Source organism: Streptomyces sp. CB02009 (assembly GCF_001905825.1).
Lineage (GTDB): Bacteria > Actinomycetota > Actinomycetes > Streptomycetales > Streptomycetaceae > Streptomyces.
The window spans coordinates 262,409-275,403 of sequence record NZ_LIVV01000001.1; the positions used below are offsets into that span (position 1 = coordinate 262,409).

At 71.5% G+C, this 12,995-nt stretch carries 14 protein-coding genes; 8 read left to right on the top strand and 6 right to left on the bottom strand.

The window, feature by feature from the left end; all coding sequences use genetic code 11:
* Positions 1 to 55 precede the first annotated feature (55 nt).
* A complete protein-coding gene (locus tag AMK27_RS01240; protein ID WP_073902164.1) occupies positions 56 to 1,141 on the bottom strand; it encodes an NADH:flavin oxidoreductase/NADH oxidase in 1,086 nt (361 codons plus the stop codon).
* Between the two features lie 124 nt (positions 1,142 to 1,265).
* Between AMK27_RS01240 and AMK27_RS01245 the strand changes: the two genes are divergently transcribed.
* Positions 1,266 to 1,631, top strand: a complete 366-nt coding sequence (locus AMK27_RS01245; RefSeq protein WP_073902165.1) for an ArsR/SmtB family transcription factor — start codon at positions 1,266 to 1,268, stop codon at positions 1,629 to 1,631.
* A 190-nt stretch (positions 1,632 to 1,821) separates the two neighbouring features.
* Here the strand turns inward: AMK27_RS01245 and AMK27_RS01250 are convergent, their stop codons facing one another.
* Positions 1,822 to 2,472, bottom strand: coding sequence for a DUF305 domain-containing protein (locus tag AMK27_RS01250; protein ID WP_073902166.1), 651 nt, complete (start codon positions 2,470 to 2,472; stop codon positions 1,822 to 1,824).
* A 272-nt stretch (positions 2,473 to 2,744) separates the two neighbouring features.
* Here AMK27_RS01250 and AMK27_RS01255 point away from each other — a divergent pair, with 272 nt between their 5' ends.
* Entirely contained in the window at positions 2,745 to 4,184 is a 1,440-nt protein-coding gene (locus AMK27_RS01255; RefSeq protein WP_198955805.1) for an LVIVD repeat-containing protein, read from the top strand.
* A gap of 27 nt (positions 4,185 to 4,211) precedes the next feature.
* Here the strand turns inward: AMK27_RS01255 and AMK27_RS01260 are convergent, their stop codons facing one another.
* The 4 genes from AMK27_RS01260 to AMK27_RS01275 form a co-directional block, all read right to left on the bottom strand.
* Positions 4,212 to 4,856, bottom strand: coding sequence for a TetR/AcrR family transcriptional regulator (locus AMK27_RS01260; protein WP_073902168.1), 645 nt, complete (start codon positions 4,854 to 4,856; stop codon positions 4,212 to 4,214).
* Positions 4,857 to 4,985: 129 nt separating this feature from the next.
* A complete protein-coding gene (locus tag AMK27_RS01265; RefSeq protein WP_073902169.1) occupies positions 4,986 to 5,669 on the bottom strand; it encodes a phosphatase PAP2 family protein in 684 nt (227 codons plus the stop codon).
* Positions 5,670 to 5,758: 89 nt separating this feature from the next.
* Positions 5,759 to 6,700: a M56 family metallopeptidase gene (locus AMK27_RS01270; protein WP_073902170.1), complete on the bottom strand. Its 942-nt coding sequence runs from the start codon at positions 6,698 to 6,700 to the stop codon at positions 5,759 to 5,761.
* A gap of 118 nt (positions 6,701 to 6,818) precedes the next feature.
* On the bottom strand, positions 6,819 to 7,400 hold the full coding sequence (locus AMK27_RS01275) for a DUF5134 domain-containing protein (protein WP_073902171.1): 582 nt from the start codon (positions 7,398 to 7,400) through the stop codon (positions 6,819 to 6,821).
* 172 nt (positions 7,401 to 7,572) lie between these two features.
* On the opposite strand from AMK27_RS01275, the gene AMK27_RS01280 reads away from it, so the two are divergent.
* The 6 genes from AMK27_RS01280 to AMK27_RS01305 all read left to right on the top strand — a co-directional run bounded on the left by AMK27_RS01280 (position 7,573) and on the right by AMK27_RS01305 (position 12,973).
* Positions 7,573 to 8,124: a GNAT family N-acetyltransferase gene (locus tag AMK27_RS01280; RefSeq protein ID WP_073902172.1), complete on the top strand. Its 552-nt coding sequence runs from the start codon at positions 7,573 to 7,575 to the stop codon at positions 8,122 to 8,124.
* Between the two features lie 157 nt (positions 8,125 to 8,281).
* A complete protein-coding gene (locus tag AMK27_RS01285; protein ID WP_073902173.1) occupies positions 8,282 to 9,697 on the top strand; it encodes a DUF6421 family protein in 1,416 nt (471 codons plus the stop codon).
* A gap of 35 nt (positions 9,698 to 9,732) precedes the next feature.
* Positions 9,733 to 10,494, top strand: a complete 762-nt coding sequence (locus tag AMK27_RS01290) for an SDR family oxidoreductase (RefSeq protein ID WP_073902174.1) — start codon at positions 9,733 to 9,735, stop codon at positions 10,492 to 10,494.
* Positions 10,491 to 11,570, top strand: a complete 1,080-nt coding sequence (locus AMK27_RS01295; RefSeq protein ID WP_073902175.1) for a threonine aldolase family protein — start codon at positions 10,491 to 10,493, stop codon at positions 11,568 to 11,570. Before AMK27_RS01290 ends, AMK27_RS01295 begins: the two co-directional genes overlap by 4 nt.
* Positions 11,571 to 11,645: 75 nt before the next feature.
* Positions 11,646 to 12,254: a transglutaminase-like domain-containing protein gene (locus AMK27_RS01300; RefSeq protein ID WP_073902176.1), complete on the top strand. Its 609-nt coding sequence runs from the start codon at positions 11,646 to 11,648 to the stop codon at positions 12,252 to 12,254.
* 26 nt (positions 12,255 to 12,280) lie between these two features.
* Complete coding sequence (locus AMK27_RS01305; RefSeq protein ID WP_073902177.1) at positions 12,281 to 12,973, top strand: B3/B4 domain-containing protein; 693 nt, start codon at positions 12,281 to 12,283, stop codon at positions 12,971 to 12,973.
* Positions 12,974 to 12,995: the final 22 nt, after the last annotated feature.

The following is a 12,995-nucleotide window of genomic DNA, read 5'->3' on the forward strand; positions in this document are numbered from 1 at the left end:
CCCCGCGCCACGCCGTACGCCCGTGCTCCGGGCGTACGGCGTGGCGCGGGGGTCCTCAGATCGCCCAGGCGTACTGCGGCGGCGCCGCGTGCGTGGTCGCGCCCAGGTCGCGGGCGGCGCGGCGGGCCCAGGAGGCGTCCCGCAGCAGCTCGCGGCCGAGCAGGACCGCGTCGGCCTCGCCGTTGGCGACGATCTTCTCCGCCTGGTCGGCCTCGGTGATCAGCCCGACGGCGGCCACCGGCAGCCCGGTCTCGGCCTTGACGCGGGCCGCGAAGGGAACCTGGTAGCCGGGTCCGACCGGGATGCGGGCCGGTCCGCCGTTGCCGCCGCTGGAGACGTCGAGGAGGTCGACGCCGTGCTCGCGGAGGAGCGCGGCGAACCGTACGGTCTCGTCGGCCGTCCAGCCCTGCTCCTCCAGCCAGTCGGTGGCGGAGATGCGGAAGAAGACGGGCAGGTCCTCGGGCCACACGGACCGGACGGCGTCGACGACCTCCAGGGCGAGCCGGGTCCGGTTCTCGAAGGAACCGCCGTACGCGTCGGTGCGGTGGTTGCTGTGCGGGGAGAGGAACTCGCCGATCAGGTAGCCGTGGGCGCCGTGCACCTCGACGACCTGGAAGCCGGCGTCGAGCGCGCGCCGGGCCGCGTCCGCGAACTGCGCGGTGATCTCCCGGATCCCGTCGACGGTGAGCTCGGTCGGCACCGGGTGACCGTCGGCGAACTCGACGGGGCTCGGCCCCACGGGCTGCCAGCCGGGACCGCCCTCGGGGACGGGCCCGCGGCCCTCCCAGGGGCGCTTGGTCGAGGCCTTGCGCCCGGCGTGCCCGATCTGGATGCCGGGCACGGTGCCGTGGTCCTTGAGGAAGTCGGCGATGCGGCGGAGGGCCGCGGTCTGCGTGTCGTTCCAGAGGCCGAGGTCCGCCGGGCTGATCCGGCCCTCGGCGGACACGGCGGTCGCCTCGACCAGGATCAGCCCGGTCCCGCCGGTGGCCCGGGAGGCGTAGTGGGCGAAGTGCCAGTCCGTGGCGACACCGGCGTTCGGTCCGGTCATCTCCGCCGAGTACTGGCACATGGGCGCCATCCACACCCGGTTGGGGACGGTCAGCGACCGCAGGGTGTAGGGCTCGAACAGGGCGACGCTCATGACGGACTCCGTTTCGGGATGCCTCGAAGGACGCTAGTACGGTACCCATCGTAGTACGGCACCTGTCAAACTACGAGGGTTCTCGTACAATGGCCCGTATCCCGGATGAAGTGGAGCCGCCGCCATGACGACCGCCACCAGCCCTCGCGCCCTCGAACACCCCACGCGCGACCAGATACGACTGGAGGCGGTGCTGCACGCGCTCGCCGACCCGGTACGCCTGCGGATCGTGCGGGACATGGCGCGCGAGCGCGCCGAACTGAGCTGCTCGTACTTCGACCTCCCGGTGACCAAGTCCACGACGACGCACCACTTCCGGGTGCTGCGCGAGGGCGGCGTCATCCGGCAGACGTACCGCGGTACGGCCAAGCTCAACGCCCTGCGCGAGGACGACCTCGAAGCCCTCTTCCCCGGCCTGCTCGACGCGGTCCTGACGGCGGCCGGCGCCGAGGCCGCACGCGAGAACACGCCCGAGCCCCCGACCGCCTGAGAGGCCCGCCCGGAGCCCGGGCCGTCCGCGCGACCACGAACTCGGCGCTCAGCCCCCACGGGGAGGAGGCGACCGGCATCAGCCCCGACGGACCTGGGCGCACCTAGGGCTCCCTGGGCCGCACCTCGGGCTCCGGTGCCGCACCTCGGGCTCCTGGGTCCCACTTCGGGCTCCTGGGCCGCACCTCGGGCTACAGGGACCGCATCCTCCCGATCTCCGCCGACTGCTGGGCGATCACGTCGTTCGCCATCTCCTCCACGAGGACGTTGTTGCCCTCGCTCAGCACCTCGGCGGCCATCGTCACCGCTCCCTCGTGGTGCGTGATCATCAGCTTAAGGAACAGCGCGTCGAAGGCCTTGCCCTTCGCGTTCCTGAGCTGCTCCAGCTGCGCCTCGCTCGCCATGCCCGGCATCGAGTGATGGTCGTGGCCCGCCTGTTCGCGCGGGCCACCGTTGTTTTTCAGCCAACCTTCCATCGCGCCGATCTCCGGCTTCTGCGCCGCCGCGATCCGCTCGGCGACCCCCTTCACCTGAGCCGAGGCCGCCCGCTCCGGGGCCAGCGCGGTCATGGTGAGGGCCTGCCGGTGGTGCACGATCATCATCTGCGCATAGTTGAAGTCGGCGCTGTTCGGGCTCTGGTCCGGAAGCAGCTTCGCGGCTTCCTCGGGGGATATCCGCCTGGCCGCTTCGCCGGGCTTGCCCGGCGCGACCACCGTCCCCGCCGATCCCCCGGCCGCCTCCGGTGCGCCCTTGGCGGGCCCCGACTCGCAGGCGGTCAGGGCGAGTACGGCGACGGCGGACAGGGCCACGGCGACGACGGCACGCTGACGGCGGATCAACAACGCGACCTCCAGATGTTCTTGCGGGGACAGTGACCGTTCCTAGCACTTTTCTCGGGGCTACCGATCAAAAACCTTCATTACGTCTGTGTTGCCATCTGTTGAGATGTGCACGGCAAGGAAGATACTGCCGGGGTCCAACACCCGTTCAAGGCTGAACGGATACCAGGGAGGACGGAGTGACTTCGTTGCGTACCCCGCGTACCACGTCCATCACGCGCGACCCGCGTGCCAGGCTCAGACGCCTTGGCGTGGCTTCCGCCGCGGCCGGACTGATGGCCACGATGCTCATGGCGGGCCCCGCCACCGCGACCCCCGACCCGGGAGACGCGCCCGCCCAGGGCAAGGTCTCCTCGGCGCAGGCGGCCGAGGCGCGTGCCGCGATACAGAGCGGTGAGATACCCGGCGTGGACGAGATCGTCCACAGCTCGAACATCGAGCACCTTGCCAACATCCCCAAGGACGCCCTCCCGGGCACCAACTCGGACCTCGCCTTCCAGGGCAGGTACGCCTTCGCCGGCAACTACGACGGTTTCCGGATCTTCGACATCAGCAACCCGAAGTCCCCGAAGACCGTCGCCCAGGTCCTCTGCCCGGGCTCCCAGAACGACATCTCCGTCTCCGGGGACCTGCTGTTCCTCTCGACGGACTCCTCCCGGAGCGACAACTCCTGCGCCAGCACGACGCAGCCCGCCTCGGTCAAGGAATCCTGGGAGGGCATGAAGATCTTCGACATCAGCGATGTCCGGAACCCCCGGTACGTCGCCGCCGTCGAGACCGCGTGCGGCTCGCACACCAACACGCTGGTTCCCAAGAAGCGGGACGTCTACATCTACGTCTCGTCGTACTCGCCCAACGCCGCCTTCCCGGACTGCCAGCCCCCGCACGACGGCATCTCGGTCATCAAGGTGCCCCGCAAGGCCCCCGAGAAGGCCGCGCTCGTCGGCTTCCCCGTCCTCTTCCCGGGCGAGGGCCCGGACGGCGGCGGCAACCCCGGTGGCCCGACCAACCCGGGCGTCTCCAAGACCACGGGCTGCCACGACATCACCGTGCTCCCCGAGAAGGACCTCGCGGCCGGCGCGTGCATGGGTGACGGCATCCTCTTCGACATCGAGGACCCGGAGCACCCGCGGGTGATCGACCGAGTCCAGGACAACGTCAACTTCGCGTTCTGGCACTCCGCGACCTTCAACCAGAAGGCCGACAAGGTCGTCTTCACCGACGAGCTCGGCGGCGGCGGCGCGGCCACCTGCAACGCCGAGGTCGGCCCGAACCGCGGTGCCGACGGCATCTACGACATCGTCGGCAAGGGCAAGAAGAGCAAGCTCGTCTTCCGCAGCTACTTCAAGATCCCGCGCCACCAGGCCGACACCGAGAACTGCGTCGCCCACAACGGCTCGCTGATCCCGGTCAAGGGCAAGGACATCATGGTCCAGGCCTGGTACCAGGGCGGCATCTCCGTCTGGGACTTCACCGACTCCCGCAAGCCCAAGGAGATCGCCTACTTCGAGCGCGGCCCGCTGTCCGCCACCACCATCGCCACCGGCGGCTCGTGGTCCGCGTACTACTACAACGGCTACATCTACTCCAACGACATCGCCAAGGGCTTCGACGTCCTGAAGCTCTCCGACCGCCGTACCGACCCCGCGAAGCGGATCCGGATGGACGAGCTCAACGTCCAGACCCAGCCGGACTACTTCGACTTCGACCACTGACCGGAGCCGTGACCGCCGGCCGTCGGCTCACGACGGCCGGCTGACGGCCCGGCCCACCGGCGCGCCGTCGGGCGGACCCCCGTCCGGCGGCGTCCCCGCCTCCCAGTCCAGGCCGTAGCGGTGGAACAGCTCCGACCGCAGCCGCGCCAGCGGCATCTGCGCCCCCGGCAGCAGCACCGCCACCACCGCGCCCATCAGCAGGGCGCGCAGCATCGGATAATCCGTGTCCACGTCCTCGGAACCGTACCGCGTCACCGTGTCCCGCAGCAGGAACGCGAGGCGCTGCTGCTCCGGGCACTGCACGAAGCCCTCGGCCTGCAGGATCCCCGCCATATGGGTCCGCATCAGGGTCGGCCGCGCCGCGGCGAGCCCCAGGATCGCGTCGATCGCGCGGGCCATGCGCTCGCGGCCGTCCTCCGTGCGCGGCTCGCGCTCCAGCGCCTCCTCCAGGGTGAGGTGCATCAGCCGGTGCACCGCCGACTGGAGCAGCTGCCGCTTGCCGGGGAAGTAGTACGAGATCAGTCCGCGCGCCGAACCGGCCCGCTCGGCTATGTCGCCGAGGGTCGTCGCCTCGTAGCCGCGCGTGTCGACGAGCTCCACCGTGGCTTGCAGAATGCGCTCCCGGGACCTGCGGCGAAGCTCTTCATTGACCGATGGGCTACGCGGGGACATGCTTGACTCCTGCGTTGACTGGCTGCCGGCCAATATACTCGGCGCATCCCGTCGGGCTGCCCTCGTGGCAGACCGCCGGGGACGCCGTCTGTTCTGGGCGACACGGGGGATCGTCCAGAACAGGCGGCTTCATCCTGCTTCTCCCATTCTGCTCCCCTCGCCGTCGCGTTCCGCGAGACCGGCCCGCGGCGCACGGCGCTCGCGCCGGCGGTACGTCAGGATCGCGGTGGCCACGCAGCACCAGCCGAGCAGCCAGCCGCCGAGCACGTCCGAGGGCCAGTGGACGCCCAGATAGACCCGCGTCCATCCCACCCCGAGCACGGAGACGACCGCCAGGCTCGTGAGGGCGCCCCAGCCGCGCCACTCGCCCCGCCACCGCAGGGCGAGGACCCAGAGCAGCAGCCCGCAGGTGACCATGGCCGTCATCGCGTGCCCGGACGGGAAGGCGGCGAAGCGCGCCGAGTCGACCGGATCCGTCCACTGCGGCCGGTCCCGGCCCACCAGCGTCTTGAGGCCCTGCTGGAGCGCCACGGCCAGCAGGCTGGTCCCGGCCACCCACAGGGCGAGCCGGCGCTCCCGCCGCCACCACAGCAGCACCACCGTCGCGGCGGCCAGCGCGCGCATCGTCCAGGGGTCCCACACCCAGTCGCTGAGGAAGCGGTGCACCTGCGTGAGTCCCGGCTCGGCCACCGCGTCGCGGTGGAGCGCCTCGGTCACCGACCGGTCGAAGGAGAGCAGGGGTGCCCATCCCACGGCGACGAGAACGAGCAGGAGAGCGGCCAGAAGTCCGGAGATCACGGCGGAGGAACGCATAGGTCGATCCTGCCCGACGACCGGCGGCGCACTGTTCCTCCCGCCCTCCGCGCGTGCCGTCGCGCGCGACCGGACCGGCGAGTCCGCCGTCACCCCTGTCCCAGCGCGCTGAGCGCCGGGACGAAGGCCACCAGTACCGGGACCACCGGCACCAGGGAGGCGGCCGCGGTCAGCCGGAGCCGGCGGCCCGCGGTCAGCCGGGGCGCCGCGGTGAGCAGCCGGTTCACCCGGCGCGGCAGATCGCCGTACGGTCCCTGACCGGGCCCGAACACGCCCCGGTCCTCGTTCAGTTCGACCAGCGCGAGCGCGATCGTGAGCCGTCCGAACCGGCGCGAGGCCACATCGTCGGCGGCCAGCTCCACCAGCCGGTGCATCTCCTCGCGGAAGGCCGTGAAGACCGGGATCCCCGGGAATCCCGCGGCCAGCGCCGCCGAGGAGTGCAGCAGCCAGTCGTGCCGGGCCCGCGCGTGACCCTGCTCGTGCGCGAGGACGGCGTCCAGCTGGCGGCCCTTCAACCGGCGCAGCGCCGCCGTGGTGATGACCAGCTGGGGCGTGCTCCCCGCCAGCCACCAGGCGTTCGCCCGCTCGCCCTCCAGGACCACCAGGCGCTCGCCGCCCGGCTGCTCGCCGGGGAGCAGGGGGGCGCGGACGAGGAGGTCGCAGCGGCGCTGCCTGCGGCGTGACCTGGCCTGGCTGAACTCCCGGCCCAGCATCGCCCCGGACCACACGCCGCCGGCGGCCAGCGCCACCGCGAGCACCGCCGACCAGGGACCGGTCGTGCCCAGTTCGTACGCGTCGATCACCGCGCGCGGCGCGGGCGCGAAGATCTGCCCCCGTACGGCCTGCCAGGCGGTCGACGCGCTGAACGTCATGGAGAGCGCGAAGCTCAGCAGCACGGCGGCGATCACGCACTGCCACACCCAGAGGGCCACCACGGGTTCTCGCTCGACCCAGTCCGCCCGCGACAGCAGCCGGGGGGCCGCGAGGGCGGTCAGAACTCCGAGCAGGAACAGCGCGAGGGAGACCCACATGGCGCCAGCCTATGAGCGCGGTACTGGTCGGGGGTATGCCCCGGAGTAGCAAGTGACGTACGCCACGGTTTGGTTGGGCCGCCCGCGCAGGGAAGCCCGCCCGCGCGCAGGGTCGGACTCACAGGGTGACCAGCATGGCCAGCATCGCGAGCGCCATCGACAGCCGGCAGGCGAGCGCCAGTTCCGGGCGGGCGGCCCAGGCCGGCCGCGGACCGCGGCCCGGACCGGGCCCGCCCGCCGTCGCCGGCATCGCGACGGGCACGAGTCCGGCCCCCGCGTGCAGCACGTACACCATGTAGTAGAGGAGCAGTCCGCCCGTGAGGACGGGTACGCCGCCCGCCGCGACGGCCGTGTGCCCCGTGTGCGCCCCCGCGCCGGGGGCCGCCATCGACACCGCCATGTAGACCATGGCGAGCGAGCCGACGAAGTGGTGCAGATGGTGTCCGCCGTGCCGGACCGCCGCGAGACCGTGCAGCGCCGCGCCCCCGAACACCGCCGCGTACACCGCCCAGCTCCACTCCGGCGGGGTGAGCGCCGCCGAGGGGAGCGCCATCGTGGCCATGCCGAAGCCCATCACCGCCTCGCCGCCGGCCGCCCGCCGCTCCTCCCCGGCGGACGCGCGCATCCGCAGCAGGCAGTACACGCCGGTCACCGCGCAGAGCACGACCATCAGCCACCCGGACAGGGCCGGTCCGTGCACGGCCCACCTCCCCCTCGACGCCGTCCCCTCCCCGGAGGATGCCCGCGGCCGGCCGGGCACACGCGGGCGCACGGGTGCGCACAGGCGTACGAGGGGGAGTGAAAGGTGCGGGCGTTAGGCTCGGGACGATCGCGTACGGCGATCGTCAGCACCCGAGGGGAGCCCCGTTCACATGGACACCGCCACGTCGCACGAGACCGGCCGGATCAGCTACCGCGAGGCGGTCCTGGACGACGTCCCGGCCCTCGTCCCGCTCGTCGAGTCGGCCTACCGGGGCGACGCCAGCCGGGGCGGCTGGACCACCGAGGCGGACATCCTCCAGGGGCAGCGCACCGACCCCGAGGGCGTCGCCGCCGTGATCACCACGCCGGACAGCCGACTCCTGGTCGTCGAGCGCGCCGGCGCGATCGTCGCCTGCTGCCAGCTGGAGCACCGCGGCGAGGCGGCCTACTTCGGGATGTTCGCGGTCCGCCCCGAGCTTCAGGGCGCGGGTCTGGGCAAGCAGATCATCGCCGAGGCCGAGCGCCGGGTGCGCGAGCTCTGGGACGCCCGCGAGATGCACATGACGGTGATCTCCGTACGGGAGGAGCTCATCGCCTGGTACGAGCGCCGCGGCTACCGGCGCACCGGCCGGATGACCCCCTTCCCGTACGGCGACGAGCGCTTCGGTCTGCCGCAGCGCGACGACCTGGAGTTCGAGCTCCTGGTGAAGCCGCTGAGCTGACAAACACGACGGAAGGGTGGCTTCCCCCCTGGCTGACAGGAAAAACTTCTGCGATCAGGGGGGTCCCGCAGGATAATTTCCCTTGCCCCCTCTTGTGGCCGAGAACCGTCCACGGTTACGGTGGCTGCACGCGAGGTTCTCCTGTGGAGGAAGAGGCATGACGGAAATTCTTGTGCAGGACGTGACCGGTGGGGAGATATCCCTCGCCGCCCGGGTGATCGACCACCCCGCCTGGCCCGAGCTCAAGAGCGTCGTGGAGGAGATCCGCACCTGGCAGAGCGCGGACGGCTCCATCGACTTCGAGCGCGAGGACGCGCCCGGCAAGGCCCTGGCCGGCCTGACCCTCGACCGGGTGATCGCCGCGGTCGAGCAGCTCTCCCCGCTCGTCCCGCACGACGCCGCCTACCACCGCGCCCTCGTCTCCGACCTGCGCAAGTGGGCTGGCAGCGGCTTCGCCGTCCCGGACTTCCTGGACTCGCTGCTCGCCTTCCAGCCGGCCGCCGACCGCGTGGACGGGCTCCAGCACCTCGTGCTGTTCCCCATGTACACGCAGAACGGCAACCCCGACCGCAACCTCGAGGCCGTCGTCCTCCGCATGGTGTGGCCGGAGTGGCTCGCCGAGCTCGAGCGCACCCGCTACGACAACCCGCTGTTCTGCGGGATCACCTTCGAGGACTTCACCGCCGGTTACGACACCAACTCGGCCGTCCTCTTCCCGGAGACCATCGCCGTCCGCGAGGCCCCCGAGCGCTTCACCTGGGGCGGGATCTTCTGCGACCGCGAGGCCGCCCGCTTCCGCAAGGTCACCGAGGCCGCCGTCGATACCCTCGGCATCCAGCTGCCCGCCGACATCGCCGCGATGATCGACGACCAGGAGCGCTGCGAGAAGGCCTTCGTGCTCTGGGACATGGTCCACGACCGCACCCACAGCCACGGCGACCTGCCGTTCGACCCCTTCATGATCAAGCAGCGCCAGCCGTTCTGGATGTACGGCCTCGAGGAGCTCCGCTGCGACCTCACCGCCTTCAAGGAGGCCGTGAAGCTGGAGGCCGAGGGCAACACCCACGGCCGCGACGTGCAGTACGCGGTCCTCTTCGACCGGATGTTCCGCTTCCCGCTCTCCGGCGACCGCAACCGCAACTACGACGGTCTCGGCGGCCAGCTCCTCTTCGCGTACCTCCACAAGAACGACGTGGTGCGCTGGACGGACAACACCCTCAAGATCGACTGGCAGCGGGCCCCCGAGGTCACCAACCAGCTCTGCGCCGACATCGAGAAGCTCTACCGCGACGGCATCGACCGCCCCAAGCTCGTCCACTGGTTCAAGGCGTACGAGCTCGTCTCCACCTACCTCGCGCCGCACCCGGGCTCGAAGTGGGCCAAGGGCCCCGACGCGCTCGACCTCTCCCTCCCGCCCCGCAAGCTCGTCGACGACGTGCTTCCGGACGAGTTTCCGCTCAGCATGTTCTTTGAGGCCCTCGCCAAGAAGCTGAAGGGCGTGATCGCCGACACCAAGGGGATCACCGCCGCCGACGTCTCGCGGACCGAGCCGGCCGAGCGGGCTGCCGCGTGAGCGCTCGTACCGATGACACGGAGGAGGCGTCGCCCATGACCGCCAACGGAAACGGCGGGCCGCTCGACGGCGCCGTCATCGCGGTCGCCGGTGCGGCCGGCCCGGCCGGTCGCGCGACCCTGATGCGCCTCGCCGAAGCGGGCGCGACCGTCGTCGGCGCCGACGCGGACCCGGCGCGCCTCGCCGAGGCCGTCGACGCCGCCCGCTACGCCCACGGCGGAGCCAAGGTCGTCGGTGACACCGTCGACCTGCTCGACCTGGACGCCACGCGCGACTGGGCCGCGAAGACCGAGAAGGAGTTCGGCCGGATCGACGGCCTGGTCCACCTCGTCGGCGGCTGGCGCGGCAGCTCCTCCTTCACGGAGACCGACATCGCGGACTGGGACTTCCTGGAGAAGCTCCTCATCCGCACGGTCCAGCACACCTCGCTCGCCTTCCACGACGGGCTCCTGCGGGCCGGCGGCCGCGGCCGCTACGCCCTGATCAGCCAGGTCGGCGCGCACAAGCCGCTCGCCGGCAACGCCGCGTACAACGCCGGCAAGGCGGCCGCCGAGGCCTGGACCCTCGCCATGGCCGACTCGTTCCGCAAGCTGGGGGGCGACGACGGTCCGCAGGCGGCGGCTGCGATCCTGGTGATCAAGGCATTGGTGCACGACGCCATGCGCGCCGAACGCCCCAACGCGAAGTTCGCGGGCTTCACCGACGTCAAGGAGCTGGCCGACGAGATCGCCGGGCTCTGGGACAAGCCCGCCCAGGAAGTGAATGGACAGCGTCTGTGGCTGACCCCCAAGCCGTGACCGCGGCCCTCGGCCCCAGGACCGACGCACGTCGTCACCACGACCCGTCGGTCCGGGGCTTCGCCAGCGACAACTACGCCGGCGCCCACCCCGAGGTCCTCGCGGCCCTCGCCCTCGCCAACGACGGCCACCAGGTCGCCTACGGCGAGGACCAGTACACCGAGCACCTCCAGCGGATCATGCACGGCCACTTCGGCCCCACCGCCGAGGCCTTCCCGGTCTTCAACGGGACCGGCGCGAACGTGACCGCCCTCCAGGCGCTCACCGACCGCTGGGGCGCCGTCGTCTGCGCCGAGTCCGCGCACATCAACGTGGACGAGGGCGGGGCGCCGGAGCGCATGGGCGGCCTCAAGCTGCTCACCGTGCCGACCCCGGACGGCAAGCTCACCCCCGAGCTGATCGACCGGCAGGCCTGGGGCTGGGAGGACGAGCACCGGGCGATGCCGCAGGTCGTCTCGATCACCCAGAACACCGAGCTGGGCACCGTCTACACGGTGGACGAGATCCGCGCGATCGTCGAGCACTCCCACGCCAAGGGCATGAAGGTGCACCTCGACGGGGCGCGGATAGCCAACGCCGCCGCCTCGCTCGACGTGCCGATGCGCGCGTTCACCAACGCCGTGGGCGTCGACGTCATCTCGTACGGCGGCACGAAGAACGGCATGCTCTTCGGTGAGGCGGTCGTCGTCCTCAACCCCGACGCGGTCAGCCACATGAAGCACCTGCGCAAGCTGTCCATGCAGCTCGCGTCGAAGATGCGCTTCGTGTCGGTGCAGCTGGAGGCCCTTCTCGCGAAGGACCTGTGGCTCCGCAACGCCCGCCACGCCAACGCGATGGCCCAGCGCCTCGCGGCCGGGGTGCGGGAGCTCGACGGGGTGGAGATCCTCTACCCGGTGCAGGCCAACGCGGTCTTCGCCCGCCTGCCGCACGAGGTCACCCGGCGGCTCCAGGAGCGGTTCCGCTTCTACTTCTGGGACGAGTCGGCGGGCGACGTGCGCTGGATGTGCGCCTTCGACACCACGGAGGACGACGTGGACGCCTTCCTCCAGGCCCTGAAGGAAGAGCTGGCACGCTAGCTCTCGCTGCATGACTATACGGCCGGGCGGAAAGTCATTGACTTCCGTCCGGTCGTTTCCGTACGCTCCACGCGCATGGAACCCAGGGAGCTCATCCAGCAGAACCCCGACATCTCGGCCTATCTGGCCGCGAGCGAGGCCGTCGACCACGAACACCCGGTGGTCCGGGAGGTCGTGCGCAGCCTCGCCGCCGAGCACCCCGGCGCATACGCATACGCCGAAGCGGCCTATCGCCATGTGCGCGACACCGTCCCGCACTCCGCCGACGCCGACGACCCCCGCGTCACCTGGCGCGCCTCCGACGTCCTGGAGCAGCGCACCGGCATCTGCTACGCCAAGTCGATCGCGTACGCCGCGCTCCTGCGGGCCCGGGGCATCCCGGCGGCCCTGTGCTACCAGCGGCTCGCCGAAGACGACGGTTCCCGTCCGGTGCTCCACGGCCTCGTCGCCGTGCTGCTGCCCGGTGAGCGGACCTGGGCCCGCCAGGACGTACGCGGGAACAAGCCCGGAGTCGACGCCCAGTTCTCCCTGGAAGGGGAGCGCCTGGCCTGGACCGTGCGACCAGAGTGCAATGAAGTGGATTATCCAGTGCTCTACACTGAACCGCATGCGGCTGTTCTGGACGCGCTGCGCGCCGCGCCCGACCGGCCCCACCTCTGGCGGACGCTCCCCACGGAGCTCTGACCCCGGACACCAGCGAACGGCGGACCATGACCCTCACGCTCACCGTCTCCGACGAGGTGCGCACCCTCGTACCCGGCTTCACCGCTCTGGTGATCGAGGCCCACGGCCTGGTCAACGGACCCAGCGACGAGGCCAGTTCCGCACTCCTCGACGACGCCGCGCGCCGGCTCGCCGAGCGGCTCGACGGCCGGACCCCGGACCAGGACCCGCACATCGCCGCCTGGCGCGCCGCGTACACCGCGTTCGGCGCCAAGCCCTCCCGCACCCGCAACTCCGCGGAGGCACTCGCCAGGCGGGCGCTCGCGGACGGCGGCCTGCCCCGCATCAACCGGCTCGTCGACGCCTACAACGCGGTGAGCGTCGCCCACCTCGTCCCGGTCGGCGGTGAGGACCTGGGCAGGATCAGCGGCGCGATGCGCCTGGTGCGCGCCACCGGCGACGAGCCCTTCCTCACCCTGGCGGGCGGCACGGAGACGGTGGAGCACCCGGAGGCCGGGGAGGTCGTCTGGTGCGACGAGGAGGGCGTGACCTGCCGCCGCTGGAACTGGCGCCAGGGCCCTCGTACCCGGATCGACGACGACACCGTCGACGCGTTCTTCCTGCTCGAATCGCTCGCCCCGATGACCCGGGACGAGCTGCTCGCGGCGGGCACCGAACTGGCGGAGTCCCTGGAGAAGCTCAGCCCCGGGGCCCGGATCACGGTCCGCGACCCGGAGTGACGATTCAGCGGGGCGCCGTCCA